Genomic DNA, 21,919 nt, shown 5'->3' with positions numbered 1-21,919 from the left:
TCGCCGGCGCCTTCCTGGTGGTCGCCGCGCTGGCGAAGGTCTTCGGCGCGTGGGCCACCAGCTGGCGCACGCGCCGGCACGCTGAGCCGGTCGACGCCGCGCTGCAGGACCAGGCGGCCGCGGCGATGGCGGCCGTCGCGGCCCTGGCGAACGTCACGCCCCCGGCCACCGACGTCGTCGCCTACCTCGGTGCGCCCACCGGGGACGACGCACGGCCCGTGGGCGACGGTGGTCTCGCGGTGACCCGCTTCCGGGCCGGGCACCCCACGGTGGTGTTCGCGCAGTCCGCCCTCACCAGCCTGAGCCCCGCCGCGGTGCAGAGCCTCGCCGCGCACGAGCTCGCGCACGTCATCCGCCGTGAGCACTCCTCGGCCGCGGCGCGCTACGGCTGGCTCGTCGGCTACCTGGCGCTCGTGCTGGCCGGCGCAGGACTCGCGGTCGCGGCCCTGGTGGCCGCGCCCCAGCTTGCCGGGCCGGCACTGCTGGCCACGATGAGCGCCGCGGTGGCGTTCCTCGCTCTCCAAATCGCGTTCGACCGGCGCGAGGAGATCGCCGCCGACCGGTTCGCGGTAGACCTGACCCGCGACCTCGAGGCGGCCACCGAGCTGATGCAGTTCTACGAGGACTACGTCGCGAAGCCCCTCCCGGCTGGTGGTCTCGCACGCGGGTGGGCGGAGCTCGAGCGCCGCTGGTTCGCGACCCACCCGGACCCCCGGGCCCGGCTCGCAGCGATGCGTCGACACCTGGTCGACGAGCCGAGCAACAACTGTATGAGGCCAGGACGTTGTTAACGCGAATTGGCACGAGCGTGGCCGGCGGCTGACCGTCCGCGGCACCGTGCGGGCGGTGGTAGTTGTAGTGCAGGTTCCACCGTTCGAGGGCGTTGGAGCGGTCGTCTTCTGAGGTCCATGTCCGCGCGTATAGGAACTCTTCGGCGAGGATCCGGTTGTACCGCTCGATCTTGCCGTTGTGGCGTGGCGTGTAGGGCGTGATCCGTTGGTGCCGCGACCCGGCCAGTGCATTGGCGAACGCTGAGGCGCGGTAACAGGATCCGTTGTCGGTCACGATCCGTTCGATGTGCGTGATGCCATGAGCTGCGAACCATGCACGCGCTCGTGCGAGGAACGCGACGGCCGTCGTGGCCTGCTCGTTCGGCAGAGCCTCGGTGTACGCGAGGCGTGAGTAGCCGTCAATCGCTGAGTGGAGGTAGACGTAGCCGGTTCGCGTGCCGCGGGTCTTTGTCCGCGCGACGGCGCGGGCTTCGGGGCTGTCCTTGCCATGGGCCCGCCATCCGCCGCCATCGGGGATGCGGCCGACCTTCTTGACGTCCAGGTGAACCATGTGGCCGGGGCGCCGAGCGACAATCTTCCTCGCTTCGCGGTTACTTTCCCCGGTCGGGTCGATGAAGCGACGTCGGTTGAGCTGGAGGTCGGCGAGGATGCGACTCACCGTGCGCCGGCTGATCTGAATGCCGACCTGTTCGAGTTCGAACGTGATCCGAGCCGCTGACCACTTGTGCTCGCGCCGCATGCGTTCGACTTCGCGAACAACGACGTTTGGGGTGGCTGTCGGGGAGTGCCTGGGTGTCGAGGAGTGGTCGAGCAGACCGACCTCACCGAACTCGCGGTGGCGATGGACCCACTTTGACGCGGTAGCGCGGGAGATTCCCATCTCAGCTGCCACGTGAGCGATCGGCCTGGTCTTGCAACGCTCGACCAGCCGCCGACGTCCCTCGACTGACAGTGGCGAGTTGCGGTGAGTCATGCACGTCCTTCGAAGAATGTTCCAGTCGAGTCGCTGAGTCCCGGACCAAGCCCCCCTCAGTCGTCGGCTACTGACGCTCGTGGTCGCCGCCTGACACGCCGAGCCCGACGTTCGTGGTGTCGCAGCAGGCCTCCGGCGATTCGGAACTGGCCCGACGCCGCCTATGGGCGGCGCCAAGGGCGAGTACTGCGAGGAGGGAGATGACCGCGAGCGCCGCGATCGGCGCCGTGTGAGCCTGAACCCAGCCGGACAGGGTCGTTGAGAGCCCGGCGACGCCGCCGGCACGGCCGGTCGCGACGAGGTTGTTGTCGGCGGTGGCGGCGGGCCACCAGTACCACGCGAGGTAGACGCCGGTGAGCAGCAAGACGAAGCCGGTGATCCGGGGGCCATAACTCCCGAGGCGTGCGACGTGGCGGGTTAGGCCGGTACCCGCGGCGGTGGTCGCGAGTGCGAGCAGCAGCAGGATGCTGGCTGAGCCGGCGGCGTAGACACCGAAGACCAGCAGCAGCCCCGCGTAGCTGGCGGTGGCCTGTGCCTGGGCGATGACAGCAAGGATCACTCCGAAGGTGCACGACAGGGAGGCGAGGGCGTAGCCGATCCCGAAGACCAGCATCCGGGCGGTTGGCGGGAGGCCTTCGGTTGCTCGGCCGGTGATCCGGGGCAACCGCACGGAGATCGAACGGCCGGCCAGCATCCACAGGCCGAGGAGCACCAGCATGACGCCTACGGCGAGGCCGAGGCGGGGCGCGGCCTGGATCAAACCTCGGGCTCCCGCACTCACTACGAGGCCGGCGGCCGCGAGGGTACCCGCGAACCCGATTGCCAGCACCGTGCCGGACCGTAGCGCCTTGGCCAGTCGCACAGGTATGTGCGCGGCGTCGGTGTCGCCGAGGGTCTGGGTGATCCAGGCTGGCAGCAGTGCGAATCCGCAGGGGTTGACCGGGGCCACCATTCCGGCAGCGAAGGCGAGGGTGAGTAGTCCGCCCATGGGTCAGGATCCGGCCTTCTCGAGCTCGGCGATGATCGTCTTGGCGTCGGGGTCGGTGGCGCGGAAGGTCACCGTGCCGTCGGCGTCGACGACGATAAGGGTGGACAGTGCGGCGACATCGAACCGCCGCGACAAGGCGGCGCCCTCGTCGATCACGGCAGGGACGTGCTCGGCCTCGACGTAGTCCATGAAACCCTCGATGGTCTCCTTGGACTCGCCGGGGTCCATGTCGACGGCGAGGAAGGCTGCCTCAACACCAGCCTTCTCGGCAGCGGTGGTGGCCTCGCCGAGGGAGCGGACGCCTTCTACGCATTCGCCGCAGCCGACGGAGAAGAAGAACACCGCGGCCGGCTTCCCGGTTGCGGGCAGGCTGACCTTCTGGCCGTCAATGCTAGTAACCGCCGCAGGCGTGCCCGCATCTGCGGCAGGTGTGGCGTCGGTGTTTCCGCAGGCGGTCAGAGCCAGGGAGCCTGCAAGCAGGAGGCCGGCGACCGAGAGGGTCGCGCGGCGGGTGCGGGTAATCGTCATCGGTTCTGGTCGTCCTTCGTGTCGCTGGGGTGGGTGGAGTTCACAGGCGGGCAACAGCCATGCCTTGCGTCGTTGCCGCCGCTGCGGCGCCGCGTGGTCGCGAGGACCGCGAGCACCAGGACGGCGATGCCGGTGCCGATCACCCCGGGGTTGCCGAGGAACCCGCCGACACCGGCCAGCAGACCACCGGCGAGGAGCAAGGGAAGTAGGGCACAGCAGGCGACCATGAGCAGCGCGGCGCCGGCTCCGAGGAGCAGGCCGCTGCCTCCCGGTTGGTCGTCGTGGTTGGACTTCATCGGAGTTGAGTTCCCTTCGGTGTTCTTTGTCAGCAGCAGCAGTGGCCGTCGTCGGCCACCGCCGCGTCGGCCTGGAACTGGTTGAGGAAGCCGGTCGTGAGGTCGGTACCGATCCGATAGGCCCCGGCCACGGGCACGACCTCGGCGCTGGGGTGCTCGGCCAGCCAGCCCGCGGCGTCCTCATCGGAGGTGAAGTAGTGGACCTGGTTGCAGAAGGAGGAGCGGATCGAGGTGATCTGGTCGGGGTTGACCAGCGAGACCACCGCGGTGGCGGGTTCGACGCTGGTCACGCCGGCGCTGGGGTCGATGGTTACCCGGATCGGCTCGCCGCTGGTCGGGGAGACCGACTCCACGCTCGCCGCGCGCTCGAGCAGGGTCGGGAAGATCAGGGTGTCCAGGGCGCACCAGGTGTAGAGCTCCTCGCCGGCGACGGTGAACCGGTGCGGGGTGGGGCGCAGGGTGATGCCCTGGCCGATGATGCGGCCCTGGTCGTCGTACTCGGTGTCCGGCACCGCGGCCAGACCCGTGCGTACGTCGTCGACCGGACGGCCGGCGGCCGCGGCGAGCTGCTCGACGGTGACCGGGTCGCCCTCGACGAGCAGCCGCAGCAGCGGGATCAGCAGGTCGGCGTCAAGGCCGGTCTCTGCGGTGTTGGTGAGCCGGTCGGGCAGTTGCGTCGTGAGGTCCGACAAAGCGGTGCCTCCTTCATGAGTCGGGTGCAGGCTGTCGGCTGCGGGTCAGGCGCAGCAGGACAGCTTGGAGATGTCGGTGGTGAAGGCCTTGGCGGCGATCCGGATGCCCTCGGTCATGGTCAGGTAGGGCGCCCAGGCGTCGGCGACCTCGGTGACGGTCTTGCCGAGGATGTGGACCCCGGCGGCGGCGAGCTCGCCGGCGTCTTTCGCGACGGCGGTGAGGCCGAGGATCTCGCCGGTGTCGGCGTTCGCGACCAGCTTGATGAAGCCGCGGGTGTCTCGGTTGACCAGAGCGCGGGGAACGTAACCCAGTGGCAGGACCCGGCAGTCGCAGCGGATCCCGGCCGCGAGAACCTGGACCTCGGTCATCCCGACCGCACCGACGGCGGGGCTGGTGAACGTCACCCGCGGCAGCCGGGTGTAGTCCACAGACCGCTCAGCACCGGCGAACGCGTTCTCGGCGACCACGCTGCCGTGGTGAGCGGCGACGTAGACAAACTCCGGATGCCCGGTGACATCGCCGGCCGCCCAGATCCGCGGGTTGGAGGACAACAGCTGGTCGGTGACCACGATCTCGCCCGCGTCACCGGTCTTCACCTCCACCGCATCGAGGTTCAGCCCATCGGTGACCGGCCGTCGGCCGAGGGCGACGAGGACCTTGTCAGCGCGGAATTCCTGCTCGCCGCCGGAGATGTCAGCGGTGACAACAACCTGGCCCGTGACGTCGTCGCGGGCAACGCGGGTCGGGACCGCACGGCGGACCACGCGGATGCTCTCGTCGGCGAAGATCTCCTGCAGCGCCTTGGAGACCTCCGGCTCCTCCTTCGAGGCCAGCCGGGAACGAACCAGCAGCGTGACCTTCGACCCGAGCCGAGCGAACAGTTGGGCCTGCTCCAAGGCGACGTAGCCGCCGCCGAGCACCAGCAGCGAGTCGGGGACCTCGGTCAACTCCATCGCCGTGGTCGAGGTCAGGTAGCCGGCCTCCTCAAGACCGTCGATCGGTGGGGCCCATGCTCTGGCGCCGGTGGCCACCAGATAGTGCTCAGCCTCGATCGTCTCGACCGAACCGTCCGCCGCGGTGACCTCCAGGACGGGCGCTTCTGGGGTGCCGGCGAACGCGGCGCCACCCCGGCGGATCTGCCAGCCGTAGGAGTCGGCGACGTCGACGTACTTCTCGCCCCGAAGTTCCTCGACGAGATCCTGCTTGCCGCCGATCAGCGCGGGCATGTCCACGGCGTTCGCGCTGGTGGCGATCCCCGGGAATCGGTTGCCCGCCTCGGCAGCGGTCTGGCGGGCCTCAGCGGCGGCGATGAGCGCCTTCGACGGCACGCAGCCGGTGTTCACGCACGTGCCACCGAAGGTGCTGCGGTCGACCATCACCACCGACTTGCCCAGCGTGGTCGCGCGAATGGCCGCAGCGAACGCTCCGCCACCCGATCCGATGATCGCAAGGTCGTACCTGGACTGCATCCCGATTCCTCCCCTGAGTCTTGGGAAAAGCTCCTGATGCAGCCACAATGGACCTTCCAGTACAGGAGAAGGTCCATTGTGACCTGTGACACATCGGAGACCCAGATGAGGATCGGCGAAGTCGCCGAGGCGGCCGGCACCACCGCCAAGACCCTGCGGTTCTACGAGGAGCAGGGGCTGCTCCCAGAGGCCGAGCGCACCCCGTCGGGCTACCGGGACTACACGCCCGAAGCGGTCGTGCGGATCGACTTCATCCACCGCGGCCAGGCTGCTGGCCTCACGCTCGCGCAGATCAAGCAGATCCTCGACATCCGCGATGGAGGCGAGATTCCCTGCGGCCACGTCCGCGACCTTCTCGACGCACGCCTGGCGGACATCGACCGCCAGATCGCCGATCTCCTCGCCCTCCGCGACAACGTTGCCGCCCTCCGCGACGCAGCCGCAGAACCCGAACCCGAGACCTGCAACGCCGACGAGGTCTGCAGGTACCTGTAGCCAATCCGAGGTCGTGGCAGATGACGCGCGCAGAGGCGGAGCCTCCTGCCGCGACCTTCCTACGTGACCACAACGTCATGGCCAGCGACTAGCTCTCGATCCTTCCCGCGGCCGCGGCCAGCGACCGCGGCTCCGTGCTGTAGGTCAGCACCCCGTCGTTCGCGAGCAGGCGGATGATCCGGGCCCGCAGCGCCGGCGACCAGCCGAGCTCGTCGCCCAGCTCGGCCCAGGTCGGTCCCGCACCAGTGCGCTCCCACACGCCGGCGACATAGGCCGCGGCCCGCTCGGCGTCACGCGTGGCCATGTCTCGAGCCGCGGCGGACGCCTGCGCGCGCGTCTGCTGCTGCTCGCGCCAGGCCTCCTCGAAGGCCACCACGGCGGGCGCGGCCCACCCCGCGGACTGGGCAGTCAGGTGCACCGCCAGCCGGTGCCGGGGCAGCCCGGGACGGCCCGCGGCGCTCACCAGCTCGACGTACTCGGTCACCAGGTCGTCCGGGGGAGTGCCCTCGTAGCCGGCGGCCGCGAGGAACTGCCGTACCTGGGAACGCGTCGCGCGCCGGGGCTGCTTCGTGTCGGGCATGGCACCTTGATCGGCCGGGGACGGGGCCGCCCAAGGCTAGCGACCGGACCGGGGATCAGGTCGATTTCAGCGGCGCGGAGTGCCCGGGCGCGGCGGCCGCGGACGGTTGACGTCCTGCCGGTCGCGGGCCGCACCCTGCGACGTGGTCGACGCCGGGCTGCCGGCGCCGGTGTCGTCGATCGGGAGCTCGAGACGGGACATGACCCGGTAGCGCAGGTCACGGGCGGGGCTGTCGCCCAGCGGCTTCTCAGCGACCAGCCCGCGCGTGGCGGCGCCGACGTCATGACCCTGCTCGTGGGCCTGCTGCAGCATCGCCGCGGTGGCGGCCCAGTCGCCCTGCTCGAGCAGGCGCGGGTCGAGCTCGCGGGCCAGCGGCGCCCACCGCTCGGCGGGCGTCTTGTTGGCCGCGGCCGCGAGCCGTGCGCGGACGTCGCTGCTCTTGTGCAGCTCGGCCAGAGCCGCCTTCCGCGGGTCGGCATCCCAGGTCTTGACCGCGTCGCGCAGGTCGCGGCGGGCCTGCATCTGGGAGAGCTGCAGCCGTGCCCGCACCTGGTTGACGCCCGGCTCCCAGGCGCGGCTGGGACGGGCCGAGAGGATCCGCATGGCCGCCACGCGCGCCTGCTCGGGTGCGAGGTTGTCGAGCCGCTCGGTGAGCAGCTGGTCACCCAGCGACCGGAAGGCCGGCTGGCCGCTGGCCACCGCGGCGGTGAGCGCGGCAGGGCCGTGCTGGGCGAGCAGGTCGGCCGGGTCGAGGCCGTCGGGGAACCGGGCGAAACCGGGGTCGAGGCCGTGCGGGGTGAGCATCCAGAAGTCGCGCTCGGCCGCGACCTGGCCAGCGAGGTCGGCGTCGGTGGCCACGATCGGGTCGCGGCCGACGGCAGCCAGCTGGGCGGCCTGCTCGTCGGTCAGGGACGTGCCGAGCGGCGCCACGCCGACGTAGAGGCCGGCGCTGGCGATGGTGACGGCGACGGCGTCCATCGGGCCCTCGACGATCACCGGGACGGCGCCCTCGGCGAGCAGCTCGTCGACGACGCCGAACAGCTGCGCGCCCTTGTGGAACAGCGGGGTGTCGGCGGTGTTGAGGTACTTCGGTCCGGCCTTGTCGGCGTCGGTGAGGTCGGGTCGGCGGCGGCCGACGAAGCCGAGCACCTCGCCCTGGTGGATCACGGGGAACATCACCCGGTCGCGGAACCGGTCGATGAGGCGGCCGGTGCTGGCCTCGGTCGCCACCCCGGTGGCGAGCATCTCGGTGTCGCTGACGCCGCGGCCGCGGAGGTGGTCGACCAGGTTGGTCCACCCGGCCGGCGCCTGGCCGGGACGGAACCGCGCGTCGCCGGCGAGGTCGACGCCGAACCGGCCGGTGAGGTAGTCACGGCCCCACGAGTCGATGAACCGGGCCTCGAAGAAGGCCTGGGCCAGCTCGTTGATCTCGACCATTCGCTCACGCGTGACAGGGGAGGAGTTCCACTCCTCGGCCCGCTGGTACATGAGCCGGATGTCGGCCTCGGTGGGCTCCAGTCGGGCGCCGCCGAGGTCGCGGAGGTAGGCCGCCAGCGTGAGGTCGGGTTCGACGTACTGGTCCTCGTCGACGTCGATGACCAGGTCCTCCTCGAGCGCGTTGCCCAGGTGCTCGTCGACCACGTCGACGGGCGGCTCGAGGTCCTCGGCCAGTGGCCAGGGGGCGTCGTCGGGGTGGTCGACGAACGCAGCCGGGTCGGGCTCGACGCCCTCCCACAGGTCTGCCGGCGGCTCGTCGAAGTGGACCTCGTGCGCGTGCTCGTCGGGCGCGGTCTCCAGGGCGATCGAAGTCCGCCAGACCAGCGCCTGGCACTCGTCGACGCCCTCCCAGCCGTCGCTGGGCATCGCTCGGCCGGCGCCCAGCAGGGCCTCCAGCTGCCAGCCGCGCTGCAGGCCGTGGTCCACGTTGGAGACCAGCGCCGGCCACCAGGTGCTGGCCTGGATGCTCGCGGCCCGCTCTGGACCGAACAGGTCCGCGAGCCGCGGAGCCCAGTCGGTGGTGACGCTCTCGCCGTGGGAGCCGTCGCCGATCTGCGCGGCGACGGCCGGCGTGAGCTGGCGGGCCATGCGCCACCAGATCGCGGCCGCGGCGTGCTCGTCGGGGAGCGGGCCGGCCGGGTGGTCGGCGGCAGTGGCGGTGCGCAGCAGCTGGTGGGCGGTGACGCCGGCGCGCGACATCGCGGCCAGCCGCTCGGCCAAGAGCGGGGTGAACTCGTCGTCGCGGACCTGCGGGGCCAGCGTGTAGAGCAGCTGGCGCCATTCCTTGAGCGCCGGCGTGTGATCGCCAGTGACGGCCCGGTTGAGGCGCCGCTGGTAGGTGGAGGAGGCCTTCTGCAGCTGCGGAGCTCCGGTCGGTCGCCGGTCGTCGACGGGGACCTGCATGGCTGCGCGCCAAACCTCGACGTCGGCCACCGTGGCAGCCTCGGGACGGATGCCGTTCTGCGCCCACACCGGCAGCGAGGACTGCTCGGCGGCGCGGGTGTGGACCTGCACGGCGAGGTGCTCGACCAGGTGCGCGCGCTGGGAGAGGTAGGCGCCCCAGTGCGGGTCCTCGGCCAGACGGGCGGGGATCCCGGGCATCCACGGCAGCGGCCCGGCGCCCGCGTTGCGCAGGCCGGAGGCGTCCAGGCGCCAGTCCAGGACCGCTGCCCGGTCGCGCGCGCTCTCCAGCTCCCGGTCGCTGGCCGCGGCGCGGAGCGCTTCGACGGGGTTCTCCCCGGCCGCGCCGAGCAGGAGCAAGTGGGCGCGCAGGGTGGGCCAGGCGGGCTCATCCGACAGCCCGGGCGCCAGGGTCTCGACGGCGGTGTCCAGCGCGTCGACCATGTTGACTGCGGTGCCGTCGGCGCCGGTGAGGGTCTCGTGGCGCAGCAGATCCTCGGCGGCGACGTAGAGGCTGTCGAGGTAGCGCTGGGCGGCCTCGCCCAGCCTGGTGGCCGGGTCGGCCTGCTCGCGGATCAGGCTCGTCGCGGACCGCTGGGCGTCGTCGCGGGCCAGCATCGACTCGAGGATGTCGGTGGGCGTGAGCGGCCGAACCAGGGTCGGGTGGATCACCGAGTGCGGGTCACCGTCGCCGACGACCTCGAGGTAGACGTGGTTGGCGTGCGCGCCGCGGGTCATCATCGTGTAGAGCTGCTGGCGCGACTCGGCGCCGGTGGCGAGCCCGTGCATCGTGTCGGCGGTGACGCCCTGGGCGGTGTGCACGGTGCACGCGTAGCCGAGCTCCGTGGAGCGGGCGACGTAGTCGGCCGGCAGCCGCACGGTGCGGCCGTGCTGGGTGTGCTGGACGGTCAGGTCGCCGCCGTCGTGGATCTCCAGGACGGTCCAGCGGTCGCCGTTCTTCACCCAGTCGGTGGCCGAGGTGCGCAGCCGGCGGTCGTTCTCGCGGGTGATGATCAGCTCGCCGATCGAGGCCTCGTTTCCGTCGGCGAGCCGGCGCACCGGGCCGCTGGCGGCAACGTCGGCCGGGTCGATCCCGTCGAGGCGGTGCGCGCGGGCCTGCTGGTTCAGCTCGCTGACCAGGTCGCGGGTGGGGGCGAGCATGATCGAGTCGAGCCCGGCGCCGCGGTCGGCCTGCCAGGCGGCGAAGACGTCCTCGGTCATGGTGGCCAGGTCGCCGACGTGGACCCGGTCGCGATCGAGGTAGAAGCCGAGCGCCTCTGCCTTGCCCTCGCGCAGCGCGAGCGAGGCGGCGCCCTCGGCGGGGTCCTTGAACCGGACGAGCTCGGTCAACTGCAGCGCCCCGTGGGTGGCGCGGATGTCGCGCAGCACGCCGCCAGCGCCGATCGCGGAGAGCTGCTGGTCGTCGCCGATCAGCCGAACGCTGCCGCCGCGCTCGAGGATGTAGGAGACCGCTGCATCCAGCGAGAGGGTGTCGGCCATGCCGGCCTCGTCGATGACCACGAGAGTGGAGGAGTCGATGCCGGCGACCCAGTCCGGCATCGCGGCGCCGGTCTCGCGGGACTGCTCAAGGGAGTGGGTGAGCTTGGCCAGGGTGTCGGTCTGGGTGTCGATCTGGGAACGCAGGGCGTCCGCGGCCGCGGCCGAGGGGGCCAGGCCGATGATGGTGCCGCCGCCGTCAGCCCAGGCACTGGCCAGGGCTCGCATCGCGGTGGTCTTGCCCGATCCGGCCGGCGCGATCGCCAGCTGGAGCCGGTCGCCGGAGGTGGCCATCTCCCGGACCAGGGTGGCCTGTCCGGCGTTGAGGGTGATGCCGTTGGCGGTCGACTCCAGCAGTGCCAGCTCGACCGACGCGGCCTCGACGGCGTACCCGTCGTGGCGGCCGGCGGCGTCGACCAGGCGCTGCTCGGCGGCCAGCACCTTGCTCGAGGTGAACAGGTCGGCCCCGGCCTGGGTGTAGACCGAGGAACCGTCGGCGCGGCGCAACTCGGCGGGATCGCTGATGGTGTCCCAGGGGCGAGCCATGCTCACCGAGTGGTCGTCGAGGACCTCGCTGACCAGCAGGTCGACGACCTGGGAGACCTGGTTGGTCGGCACGTTGGCGGCCCGGACCTGCCGCTGGGCCTCGGCGTAGACGTGCCAGTACTGCCACGTGCTGCGGCTGCCCTCCATCGTTGCCACGATGCGGTCGGTGGTCTTGGCGAACCAGGCTGAGTCGGCCAGCGAGCGGGCCGCGCCCTTCGGGTTGAGGGCGCCGTGGACCATCTGCTTGACCCGCTGCGGGGTGCCCAGCACCTCGACCGCCTCGCGGTTCCACGCCTCGCGCTGCTCGGCCAGCGAGCGGGGCTCGTGCTTGGCCTCGCGGGTCTCCAGCGTGGCCTGCTGGGACAGCTGGATCGTCTCGACCGGGGTCGGCGGCCGGCCGTGGGTAGCCTGGAAGGCGGCCGCGAGGACCTTGCGGCGGTCCTCGACGCTGAGCCGGCGCTTGGAGAAGCGGCGGTTGAGCTCGGGGTCGACGCCGACGATCTCGCGGATCGGTCGCTTGCGGACGTCCTCGTTCGGGCGCTCGGCGAACTCGACGCCGAGGGCGTCGACCAGGTGCAGCTCGAGCGCGGTGTTGTAGGTCTCCGAGGCCGAGACGACCGCCTTGTGCAGCGGTCGCCCGTCGATGGCCAGCCACTTGCCGTCGAGGGTCTGGACCTTGTTCGCCACGGCCACATGGGCGTGCAGGTCGGGGTCGCCGGCGCGGGAGTCGCGGTGGGTGAACGCGGTGGCGATCAGGCCGCGGACGTCGACCTGACGCACGCCGTTGGTACCCTGGCGGGTGAACAGTGCCCTGGACTCGATGAAGTCCAGGGCGTCCTTGATCGCCGCCTGGTGGGCTCGCTCGATCACCGCGGCGGTCTTCTGGTCGGAGATCGCCCACAGCACCGAGACGCTCTTGACCGGGGAGAAGGTCAGGTCGTAGCCGGCCACCGCGTTGGTCTTCGGGCGGGAGTGCTTCGCGATCGTGGCGGCGAGCTCGCGGGCGTCGGCCGGCTCGCGGCCGTGCTCGGCACGGAAGAACTCCGCGGCCACCTCGGTGCGGATCTTGGCCCGGTCGGCCGCGGGGACCGGCCAGTCACCGGGCAGGCCGACGGCCTCGTTGAGGGCCGCGATGCGCTTGGCGACCTCGATCCGGAACGGGCTGATGTCGTTGTCGTAGACCTTGTACGGGGTGCCGAGGCGGACCGCGGTCTTGTAGTCGGCCGCGGTCGGGCGGCCGGCTTCGTCGCGGCCGATGCGCAGGTCCAGCTCCTTGGTCCGCTGGGTGGCCAGCGGGTGGTGTCCGGAGCCGAACAGGCTCTGCATGTGGTCGGCGGTGACGATGTCGCCGGCGTCGAGTCCCTCGATCCCCTCCATGCCCGATCCGAGCCACACGCCGGGGGTCTCGCCCTTCTCGGTGTAGTAGCTCGCCAGCCCGGTGTGGCCCTTGTCGGTGGCGTCCATCGCTGCGACCTGGCGGGTCAGGTAGTCGTACCCCGACCCGGCCGTCAGCTTGTGGAGGCTCATCGTCACGGTCACCTACGTGCGTGCGCGCGTGGCAGGCGATCACTTTCGGCCGGATTTCTGGTGTGTTCTTTCTATTCGGCGAACCGAGAATGCAAGAGGTGTGTGGCACTTCGTCAGTCGAGAAAGCTTGGGGGGACGCCGAGCGCCTCAGGGGCGGCTGGGGCGTCGGATCCGTTCGGGTGGGGTGGACGGGTCGAGGGGGCGGGTTCTCGAATCTTCTCGCGATTCTGTGATCGCTCGGGGTCCGGGAAATGTCGTAGGTGACTGTCAGAGTCCATGTCGACACGAGTGAGGACCGGATGAGTCAGCAGACGATCAAGCAGCAGGCGCGGCGTACGGCGCGGGAGATGGCCGACAGGCGGCGCAAGGAGCGGGAGGAGCGGGAGCGCCGGGTGATCGAGCTGGCCGAGCGGGTGATGGTCGCGATCGGTGAGCGCGGCGCGGCGGTGGCCGAGACCGAGAAGCGTGCCGGGGAGGCGTTGCGGGGGCTGACGGAGCATGAGGGCCTGTCGCTAAGGGAGGCCGTGGAGTGGTGCGACGAGAGGATCACTGTGCGCGAGGCAACACGGTTGCGGAGGATCGCCGGGGGTGGCTGATAGCGGCAAACTCTGACGTGGACGACCGTACCGCTGTGCGGTTCGCTTCGTGCGGGCTATGCCGCCAGCACCGGCGTGGAGGGACTGCTGCACAGATAGGTGACATCCGATCTGTGACGCTATGAGGCGTCGCTGGAAGGATGTGCACCGTGCCGAAGCCATTTCCCAGGGAGTTCCGTGAGGACGTCGTCCGGGTGGCCCGCAACCGCGAGCCCGGGCAGTCGCTGAAGCAGATCGCCACTGACTTCGGGATCGCGGAGTCGTGTCTACGCAACTGGTTGCGTCGGGCCGACGTCGAGGACGGCGTCAGGCCCGGAACCACCGCGGCGGACAACGCTGAGCTGCGTGAGGCCAAGAAGCGGATCCGGCTGCTGGAGCAGGAGAACGAGGTCCTCCGCCGTGCCGCGGCCTACCTGTCGCAGGCGAACCTGCCGGGAAAATGATGTACCCGCTCGTCCGCGAGCTGGCCGTCGACGGGATCCCCGTGACGGTGACGTGCCGGGTGCTCGATCTCGCCCGTCAGCCCTACTACCGGTGGCTCGCGAACCCGGTCACCAACGCGGAGCTGGCCGAGGCGTACCTGGCCAACGCGCTGTTCGACGCCCACCGCGACGACCCCGAGTTCGGCTACCGGTACCTCGCCGACGAGGCCCGCGACGCCGGCCACACCGCCTGTGACCGGACGATGTGGCGGGTCTGCTCAAGCAACGGCTGGTGGTCCGCGTTCGGCAAGAAGCGTGGGAAGAACGGCAAGAAGCCCGGCCCACCCGTCCACGACGACCTCGTGCAACGCGGCTTCACCGCCGACGCGCCGAACCAGCTGTGGCTGGCCGACATCACCGAGCACAAGACCGGCGAGGGCAAGCTCTACCTGTGTGCGATCAAGGACGTGTTCTCCAACCGGATCGTGGGCTACTCGATCAGCGACCGGATGAAGTCACGCCTTGCCGTCGACGCCCTCAACAGCGCCGTCGCTCGCCGCGGTGCGGTGGCCGGCTGCATCCTGCACACCGACCGCGGGTCGCAGTTCCGGTTTAGGAAGTTCGTCCGGGCCCTGGGCCGCCACGACATGGTCGGGTCGATGGGCAAGGTCGGCGCGGCCGGAGACAACGCCGCGATGGAGTCGTTCTTCGCCCTGCTGCAGAAGAACGTCCTCGACCGCCGCAACTGGGCCACTCGCCAGGAGCTCCGGATCGCGATCGTGACCTAGATAGAACGGACCTACCGCCGCCGCCGCAGGCAAGCAGCCCTCGGCCGATTGACCCCCATCGAGTACGAGACGATCATGACCACACCTGCCGTTCAGGCAGCCTGACCGACCTGTCACCCGTTCGTGCAGCAGTCCCACCTGTCGGCGGTCGAGATCACGACTCCATTGCTGTGAGGTCCGGGCAGGGAGCTCAAGTGGCGTCCGGTTTGGACTGTCGATTCTCGGCGGCGCTGCCGCCTCGAGCTGGGGTGTTGCGGCGCTACCGCCTAGCGTCGATGCCCCCGCCACGGCGAGCCCGGTGGCCATCACGCCGAGGGCGATGAGAGGCGATGGTCGCCATGTCGATCCTGGCTTCCTCGGGTGCTCCCGGGATAAGCGACGTTCCCCGCGGTGTGCTCCCTTCCGCGAGGGGGCGAGGGAGCGGGGGCTGTCGGCCCGGTGGTTGCTCATGTACTCCTCAGACGTCAGTCGAACTAGTTATGCCGGGTATGCAGTTCGGCGGCATCCGGCCTGGCCGCGCAACGCCGGCGGGTTCGATCGCGTTAGCTATGCGTTCAAGTCGGCAGTGCCCTTTGGAGCGGGGGCGTCCGCTAGGGGCTCGACCCGTCGCTGGCGGATGAGGAGCCCAGTCCCGACGATCATGAGCGCGAGCGACCACCACTGCGGCTGGGTGAGGCCTAACCAGCCCTCGGTGTTCACACGGAGCTCCTCGATGAGCAGGCGGGTGGCGCCGCTCCCCACGGCGTACAGGCCGAAGACTGCCATCGGCGCGACCGTTCGCCGGATCCTCCACAGCAGGATGGCCAGCAAGAGGGCCCCCACGGCTTCATACAGGGCCGTTGGGTGAACCGGCACCTGGGTAGGGACGGTGCCGTTCGGGAATGACATCGCCCATGGTAGGTCGCTGGGTTGACCGTATGTGCCGTCGCCGGACAGGAAGCACCCGAGTCGCCCGACGCCATAGGCCGCGGCAAGAGGCGCTGCAAGCGCCCCAGCTAGTGCTCGCCACGGCAGTCCCCAGCGGCGCGCGAGCAGGAGGACCGTGAGTGTGCCGGCCAGGAATCCCCCGTACCAAGTGAATCCTGCGGAACCGAGATCATGAGGGCTGACGCGCCCTCCCTGTTCGGCCAGGTAGTACAACTTGGCGCCGGCGAACCCGAGGAACGTCGCAGCCCAAACGAGGGTCCAGGCGCGGTCTTCATCCCAGCCGAGTCGGCGGAACTCCCTTGTCAAGAGGATCCCTGCGAGCATGGCAGCTAGGGCCTTACTCACGCCGTAGCTGTTGATCTCCAGACCGAACAGTTCGAACAGGACAGGTCTCACATCGCACGCTCCGATGTCGCTGACAACGAGCGCTGCCACTGCTGCCGTGGGGTCAGAGTCTGGGGCTCATCTGGTGTTCCGGGGGAGTGTTGCCACGGACGGCCCGCATGGTTGTCTCGCATGGTTAGAGCATCGACTTCTCTGATGAAGATCTCTTGAGGTTCCGGTTCAGGCTCAATGAGGTTGCGACCGCTTCGTCACGGGGATGCCGTCACCAGCAAGACGGACGGCTCCCGCCTGCTGAACGATGGACATGAGACAGTCGCGTGCGCACCTGCATGCGTGCTGGCGAGGGACAAACCGGCTCCTCCGTGCCACTGCTGCGATGGCGGGGCAGGCTGACATCTTCGTGGGGGCCGCGCTTACGCAGGCCGGAAAGCGAGTGGCGCTCCCTGCGATGTAGTCAGCTCCCCTTACACATCGTCCTCAGGGCAAGATGCGCGACGCGGAGTGCGCATGCGTGGCTCTTCGAGAAGCTGGTGCAGATCCTCCACGGTGGCAACCCGAGCGGACCCCTTGTGGTGCCCCAGGTTCAGCACTGCCCGCGGATGCCGCCGGCAGCGCGGGGAGCGACGACTTGGCCGGCGACACCCGGGCCGGGTGTTGCGAGAGGGTGGAACATCGTTCCTCGGGGGTGACTGTTAATCAGGCGTCGAGGAGGTCCTGCATGAGGGCGATTTCGGCCTGCTGGTCGGTGATGATCTTCTCGGCCAAGGCGACTGCCTCGGGGCTCTCTCCCTCGTCGACCTCAGTCTCAGCCATCTCGATGGCGCCTTCGTGGTGCTCGATCATCATCTCAAGGAACATTTGGTCCCAGGACCCGCCCATGGCGTCTTCGAGGTCACTCATCTGCTCGTCGTCCATCATCCCGGCCATGTCGCCGCCGCCGTGCCCCATGTCGCCGTGCTCCATGTCGCCTGACGGCACCTCCTGACCCCACTCCTCGAGCCAGTTGGTCATGGTCTCGATCTCGGGGCCTTGCGCGGCCTCGATGTTCTCGGCGAGCTCCTTCACCTCAGCGCTGGTGGCGCGGCCATCTGCCATCTGAGCCATCTCCACCGCCTGCTGGTGGTGGGGGATCATCTGCTGAGCGAAGGTCACGTCGGCATCGTTGAAGCTTGTCGCGGTGTCGCTGCTCTGTGCCTGCCCGTCGCTGTCGCCGCTGGTGTCGTCGCCGCAGGCGGTGAGAGTGAGGCCGCTGGCGGCGAGAAGGGCAACTGCGGCAAGCGTTTTCTTGGTCAAGGCGTGGTCTCCGTCTGTGAAGAGGACCGTCGGTTGATGGCCGGCGGTGCAGGTTGAGGATCTCTCTTCGAGCCTCCCTGACGCAGGTCGAGGGACAAGGGGGTCGGTGGTGACGGCTGGGCCTACGACATCGGCTACGGCGGCCTCGACCACGTCCTCGCCTCGGGACGCAACGTCAACATCCTGGTCCTCGACACCGAGGTGTACTCCAACACCGGCGGACAAGCGTCCAAGGCCACCCCGTGGGGCGCGGTCGCCCGGTTCGCCTCCGGCGGCAAGCAGGCCGCGAAGAAGGACCTCGGCTACCTCGCCCGCGGCTACCCCGACGTCTACGTCGCCACGGTGGCCCTCGGCGCGAACCAGATGCAGACCCTGCGTGCCCTCCGGGAGGCACAAGCGTGGTCGGGAGTGTCGCTGGTCATCGCGTATGCCTCATGCGTGGAACACGGCATCGACATGGCCGATGGCCTGGCCCATCAGCAAGCCGCGGTCACCTCCGGCTATTGGCCGCTCTACAGACATCAACCGACCCTCGACCGGCAGGGGCGACTGACGCTGGACTCCAAGCCCCCGTCAATTGAAGGCAGCGCTCTACTAGCCACCCAGGGTCGATTCCAGTCACTTCGGCCCCACGACCCGGACAGTGCCGCCGACGTCGCGGCTCAGTTGGACGAAGACAATCGGGCCCGGTGGGCCAATCTCGTCGAGAATTCAGGGCGCACCGAGCGATGAGACCTTCGTGAGATGTCCGGGCTTTCACGCGCTTCAACAGGCGAGCTTGAACGCAGACGTCGACTTAGGCAACCGTCGCGTCACCGGGAGAACCAATGAGCAAGGCAACCGACCGCGAGGCGCACCCGTCCGCGAGGCAAGCCCGCCTTAACGTGCCCGCCTTCATCGGCGTCGTAACGGCACTTCTTGTGGTCACCACAGCGGCAGGGTTTCTGACGCTTCGCGGTGAAGGCGGGGCACATCTGCCACAGCTGTCGCAAGGGGGCATGAAGGACTGACCGTTACCGCTCGCTCAGGACGGGTGTGCTGTTCTGACTCCAGGTCGCGCGAAGCCGTGAGGTCGTGCTGCGAAGATAGGATCGCGAGACGCGGGGAGTGGCCCGCCGCACCTGAACGCAGGGGAGAGGCCGATGGAGGGTCTAGGGCAGCTGGAAGCAGCTGTCATGGAGCGGTTGTGGGAGTGGGACCGCCCGGCCTCGGTGCGGGACGTGCTGTCCGATCTGGAGCGCGAACGGGTCATCGCATACACCACCGTGATGACGGTGCTCGACAACCTCCATCGCAAAGGCATGGTGGCTCGCGAGAAGCGCGGTCGGGCCTTTGTGTACCGGTGCGTGCAAGCCAAGGCGAACTACATCGCCGAGCTCATGGATCGGGCCCTGTCCGAGGCCCCCGACCGAGACCAGGCGCTGCTGCACTTTGTTAGGAGACGGCCACCGGAGGAACTGCGGGAGTTGCGGCGGCTACTTGAGGGGATGTCGACCAGGGGCGTCGTCGACGACGCGAGGCGGCATTCGGAGCGATGAGTGCCGCGCTGTTGTTTCTCGGCGTCGCCGCCGTCCTCGCGGGGCCGATGGCGCGAGGATTATCGCGGGCTTCCTGGCCAAGCCGTGCGCCAAGCCTTGGCATGGCCGCCTGGTTGTCGCTCCAGTTCACCACGTTGCTGTCGATCGTGTTGGTCGGCCTTTCGCTGTTGGTCGGCGACCTGCCGCACGAATGGACGCCAATCGCCTTCTTCCACGCTTGCGCCGACGCTGTCCAGCACCACTCCTGGCAGGGCAACACGCCGCTCGCCTGGATGGGTGGCACGCTTGCTCTAGCGATGTCAGCGCGCGTGGTCGGCGTGCTCCTATTTCGCGGCGCCCGCCGGCGAAGGGAACTAGGCAAGCATCATGCTCTACTCCGGTTGGTCGGCTCTCCAACCATTCAATCCGATCTCGTGATTCTCGACCACCCGATGCCGGCGGCCTACTGCATCCCAGGTCGGCGTGGCGTTGTTGTGATCAGTGAAGGGGCGCTGGGGCTTCTCAGCCCAAGTCAGATCGCTCAGGTCCTGGCGCACGAGCGGGCGCATCTCCGGGCTCGTCACCATCGGGTGCTGTTCCTTGCGGATGTCTTGGCGTCGGCGTTCTTTGGACGGTTCGGGTTGGCCAACGCCCGTATGCACGTGGCTCAGCTTGCCGAGTTGCATGCTGACGACGCGGTGCCGGCGCCGGAGCGACCGGCGCTCGCGGAGGCAGTTGTCGCTATGGCGTCGCGGGATCACCACCCTCTGGGAGCGCTTGCTGCGACCGGTGGCGCCACAGCCGCGCGAGTGCTGAGATTGACGGCGGGGACCCGGCCCCTCAGTGGTGTGCAGCGAGCAGCCGCGCGATCACTGGTCGCCGCCACGCTGGCCATGCCTGCCGTGGTCGGTTTCATCCCCATGGCGACTCGGGCCCTGCTCGACTACTGCTTCCCGTATTAATCGCGCGTCCGATTTTCGACCTTTGCGGTAGGTCAGCAGCCTGTTTGCGGTTCGCCAATATATGGCAGCCAACGCTACCAAGACCATCACGAATGGGAGAGTCCTACTCATCCGAACAGCAGGTGTCTCCTCGGAGTGCGTCGACGCGCTCACCACCATGGCACCGCTGGTGCGGGATGGAAGCTGGTTCTTCACTGCTCCGGACGAGGAGATATGCGCGCTTATGCCGTTGACAGAGGACACAATCACATCGCGCCCGGTCTCAACGGCACGGGCCCTCGTGATCTCCAGCTGCTGTGCGGGTTGGGCGGTGTTGAGGAACATGGCGTTGCTGGTTTGCACGACGACCAGGTCCGCCCCGTTCCTAATCTGGCTGCTGAGCGGTTCGGCGTACGCGATATCGAAGCAGATCGCCGTTCCGATTTGGAGGCTGTTCAACTCCATCGGTTGCTTCGACTCGCTGCCAGGCACCATATCTCGGGATATCGCGTCCAGGCGTTCGTTGAGGTTACCCAATACCTTGCGGAAGGGAATCCACTCGCCGAACGGCACCGGATGCGCCTTCGTGTAGACCTGGGATGTCCTTTCGCTGCGGAGCCAGATGCTCGCCTGGTTGTACGCTGTGGCGGCGGTTGGTCCGTCCTCAACGGACCCGAGCAGCAAGGGCGCATCGATTGCTGCCATCGCGCGGCGGAGTTGGTCCTGGGCCGTCCGGTCAGTGTCGATGTCGACGGCAGTGGAGTTCTCCGGCCACAAGATGAGATCGGGTGGCGACACTGATCCCTGACCGATCTCCTCGGCGAGTGCTTCGGTGGCGCGTGCCAAGGACCGCGTGACGGCGCGGTGATTCGCCGCAACCTGTGTGCCGTCACCGGGTACCTCCCCCTGCACGACAGCAACAGACAGCGAGCCGGTCGCCTCGAGGCGAATAGGAAAGACGGCCGGCGTCGCGCCGAGTGTGAAGGCGATTAGTGACCATACCCAGCTCTTCGGGTCGCGTCCTCCTCTTTCGGTCGCTTGGACGAGGAGGCAGCCGATGAGCACCGTTAGGAACGAGACGCCGACGACAGAGAGATAGGGAAGTGCCGACGACCAGATGGAGTCAACGGCAGCGAACCCCAGTTGCCCCCACGGCATCCCGCCGAACGGCCAGCGGGTGCGGACGATCTCAATCGATGCCCAGTTGGCGGCGATCCAGAGGGGCCATCCGCGCATTGAGCGCAGGCGCCGCGCACATGCCGCGAAGAGCGCGAACCACCAGCCCTGGGCTGCCGCAAGGAGCAGCCAGGCGGCTGCACCCATGGAGGAGTAGAGCCACCAAGTGTGAACACTGAGGAAGGCAAACCCGAAGAGATAACCCGCTGCCCAGGCGTGCAGTCGTGGCTGAGCAGGGCAACTCGACGCCCAAACCAGGAGTGCCACCGATACCGGTGCGAGGTAGGACCACCCCACGGGCTGAAAAGCCGAGCTCAGGAGCGCGCCGGCCACGGCACTGGTGAGGAGCAGGAGTAGGTGGCGAGCGCGCGTCGCGTGTTGCCGGACATGACGGGGGGTCTCGCCACACAGGGATCGACGGTCGAGTGCCCGGGATGCGTGGACACCTGCGCACTCATTCGGGTAGCCCGCGCCTGCGAGGCGGGATCCGAGCGCTCTCCGACGCAGTGGTCGACTTGAGCTGCCTGACGTCACGTACCAGACCTCCCGCCCGTGCCTGTCTGATCGGCCCACACGGGGGCTCGTGCAGGGGTGGCCGCCTGTGGTCCTGACTACTAATCGGACCCGAAGGTGCGCGGCATTGGCCCCCGCCACCAGAAGTACTACGCAGTGTAGTAGTATGGCGGTGCACCGAGGCTGAGTGCCCGGGCTTCCCCCCTCCGGGCACTCAGCCGGGTGAGCGAGGTCCAGCTCAGAGGGCCCCAGCAGGTGGACTGCCGCTCCGACTTCCTGAAAGCGTCGCTTCGAGCGAACTAGTCGAGGAGCAAGTCGGCGCGTCCCTGTTGACGGATCTGCAAAAGGACCATGGAGCAGACGATGGCCAGCAGGAGGAGCCGTCTTGCCGGTGACGACAAGGATAGGGACACCGTCAGCCAATGCCTCGTTGTCAGGCCGACTAATGCGCGGATCGTAGCGATCGACGCCCCCGCCACGGCGATGATGCCTAACGGGTTATACTCCCAAGCTGCTCGAAACTCACCCGAGGCCGTCAGTCGGGCCGCGCGAGTACCCCCGCAGAACGGGCTCATGATGCCCATGCGATGCAGCGGCCCTTGCAAATCAACTGGGGGCAAC

The 21,919-nt window shown here is 69.0% G+C and carries 16 protein-coding genes and 3 pseudogenes; 7 read left to right on the top strand and 12 right to left on the bottom strand.

Annotated features, from left to right (window positions below):
* The first annotated feature begins 125 nt into the window (after positions 1-125).
* The gene (locus QQZ14_RS21520; protein WP_284536541.1) at positions 126-791 is read left to right on the top strand and encodes a M48 family metalloprotease; all 666 of its coding nucleotides are present in this window, start codon (positions 126-128) and stop codon (positions 789-791) included.
* Here QQZ14_RS21520 and QQZ14_RS21515 read toward each other — a convergent pair.
* From QQZ14_RS21515 to merA, 6 genes and pseudogenes are all read right to left on the bottom strand, one after another.
* Positions 766-1,764 (bottom strand): annotated as a pseudogene (locus QQZ14_RS21515) (IS481 family transposase); the annotation flags it as partial. The gene QQZ14_RS21520 and the pseudogene QQZ14_RS21515 sit on opposite strands and share 26 nt — an antisense overlap.
* A 67-nt stretch (positions 1,765-1,831) precedes the next feature.
* Positions 1,832-2,752 (bottom strand): cytochrome c biogenesis CcdA family protein, encoded by a 921-nt coding sequence (locus tag QQZ14_RS21510; RefSeq protein WP_284536470.1) that lies wholly within the window; start codon positions 2,750-2,752, stop codon positions 1,832-1,834.
* A 3-nt stretch (positions 2,753-2,755) separates the two neighbouring features.
* Positions 2,756-3,280 (bottom strand): TlpA family protein disulfide reductase, encoded by a 525-nt coding sequence (locus QQZ14_RS21505; RefSeq protein ID WP_284536469.1) that lies wholly within the window; start codon positions 3,278-3,280, stop codon positions 2,756-2,758.
* Positions 3,277-3,576 (bottom strand): hypothetical protein, encoded by a 300-nt coding sequence (locus QQZ14_RS21500; RefSeq protein WP_284536468.1) that lies wholly within the window; start codon positions 3,574-3,576, stop codon positions 3,277-3,279. Before QQZ14_RS21500 ends, QQZ14_RS21505 begins: the two co-directional genes overlap by 4 nt.
* Positions 3,577-3,605: 29 nt before the next feature.
* Positions 3,606-4,268, bottom strand: a complete 663-nt coding sequence (gene merB / locus QQZ14_RS21495) for an organomercurial lyase MerB (protein ID WP_284536466.1) — start codon at positions 4,266-4,268, stop codon at positions 3,606-3,608.
* Positions 4,269-4,313: 45 nt separating this feature from the next.
* Positions 4,314-5,738 (bottom strand): mercury(II) reductase, encoded by a 1,425-nt coding sequence (gene merA / locus QQZ14_RS21490; protein WP_284536465.1) that lies wholly within the window; start codon positions 5,736-5,738, stop codon positions 4,314-4,316.
* A gap of 36 nt (positions 5,739-5,774) precedes the next feature.
* Here merA and QQZ14_RS21485 point away from each other — a divergent pair, with 36 nt between their 5' ends.
* Positions 5,775-6,233, top strand: a complete 459-nt coding sequence (locus QQZ14_RS21485; protein ID WP_446740512.1) for a heavy metal-responsive transcriptional regulator — start codon at positions 5,775-5,777, stop codon at positions 6,231-6,233.
* An 88-nt stretch (positions 6,234-6,321) separates the two neighbouring features.
* Here QQZ14_RS21485 and QQZ14_RS21480 read toward each other — a convergent pair whose 3' ends face one another.
* Positions 6,322-6,813 carry a hypothetical protein gene (locus QQZ14_RS21480; protein WP_284536463.1) on the bottom strand — a complete coding sequence of 164 codons (492 nt, stop codon included), beginning with the start codon at positions 6,811-6,813 and terminating at the stop codon, positions 6,322-6,324.
* Positions 6,814-6,879: 66 nt separating this feature from the next.
* Complete coding sequence (gene mobF, locus QQZ14_RS21475) at positions 6,880-12,780, bottom strand: MobF family relaxase (protein ID WP_284536462.1); 5,901 nt, start codon at positions 12,778-12,780, stop codon at positions 6,880-6,882.
* A 299-nt stretch (positions 12,781-13,079) separates the two neighbouring features.
* On the opposite strand from mobF, the gene QQZ14_RS21470 reads away from it, so the two are divergent.
* Entirely contained in the window at positions 13,080-13,376 is a 297-nt protein-coding gene (locus QQZ14_RS21470; RefSeq protein WP_284536461.1) for a hypothetical protein, read from the top strand.
* 149 nt (positions 13,377-13,525) lie between these two features.
* Positions 13,526-14,691: pseudogene (locus tag QQZ14_RS21465) on the top strand (IS3 family transposase).
* A 441-nt stretch (positions 14,692-15,132) separates the two neighbouring features.
* Here QQZ14_RS21465 and QQZ14_RS21460 read toward each other — a convergent pair.
* Together QQZ14_RS21460 and QQZ14_RS21455 are read right to left on the bottom strand one after the other, a co-directional pair.
* Entirely contained in the window at positions 15,133-15,948 is an 816-nt protein-coding gene (locus QQZ14_RS21460; protein WP_284536460.1) for a prolipoprotein diacylglyceryl transferase, read from the bottom strand.
* Between the two features lie 606 nt (positions 15,949-16,554).
* A complete protein-coding gene (locus tag QQZ14_RS21455) occupies positions 16,555-17,304 on the bottom strand; it encodes a DUF305 domain-containing protein (RefSeq protein WP_342395250.1) in 750 nt (249 codons plus the stop codon).
* On the opposite strand from QQZ14_RS21455, the pseudogene QQZ14_RS21450 reads away from it, so the two are divergent.
* From QQZ14_RS21450 to QQZ14_RS21440, 3 genes and pseudogenes are all read left to right on the top strand, one after another.
* Positions 17,254-17,679: pseudogene (locus tag QQZ14_RS21450) on the top strand (thiamine pyrophosphate-dependent enzyme); the annotation flags it as partial. The gene QQZ14_RS21455 and the pseudogene QQZ14_RS21450 overlap by 51 nt on opposite strands.
* Positions 17,680-18,293: 614 nt before the next feature.
* Positions 18,294-18,689 (top strand): BlaI/MecI/CopY family transcriptional regulator, encoded by a 396-nt coding sequence (locus QQZ14_RS21445; protein WP_446740511.1) that lies wholly within the window; start codon positions 18,294-18,296, stop codon positions 18,687-18,689.
* Positions 18,686-19,630: a M56 family metallopeptidase gene (locus QQZ14_RS21440; RefSeq protein ID WP_284536458.1), complete on the top strand. Its 945-nt coding sequence runs from the start codon at positions 18,686-18,688 to the stop codon at positions 19,628-19,630. The genes QQZ14_RS21445 and QQZ14_RS21440 overlap by 4 nt, the downstream gene beginning before the upstream one ends.
* Here QQZ14_RS21440 and lnt read toward each other — a convergent pair.
* Together lnt and QQZ14_RS25455 are read right to left on the bottom strand one after the other, a co-directional pair.
* A complete protein-coding gene (lnt, locus tag QQZ14_RS21435; RefSeq protein ID WP_284536457.1) occupies positions 19,538-21,118 on the bottom strand; it encodes an apolipoprotein N-acyltransferase in 1,581 nt (526 codons plus the stop codon). The two genes, QQZ14_RS21440 and lnt, sit on opposite strands and share 93 nt — an antisense overlap.
* A 479-nt stretch (positions 21,119-21,597) precedes the next feature.
* Positions 21,598-21,873, bottom strand: coding sequence for a DUF2752 domain-containing protein (locus QQZ14_RS25455; RefSeq protein WP_446740514.1), 276 nt, complete (start codon positions 21,871-21,873; stop codon positions 21,598-21,600).
* Positions 21,874-21,919 lie beyond the last annotated feature (46 nt).

Origin of the sequence: Nocardioides sp. T2.26MG-1 (assembly GCF_950101795.1) — a bacterium.
Classification (GTDB): Bacteria; Actinomycetota; Actinomycetes; order Propionibacteriales; family Nocardioidaceae; genus Nocardioides.
This window is presented reverse-complemented; position numbering and strand designations above follow the sequence as displayed.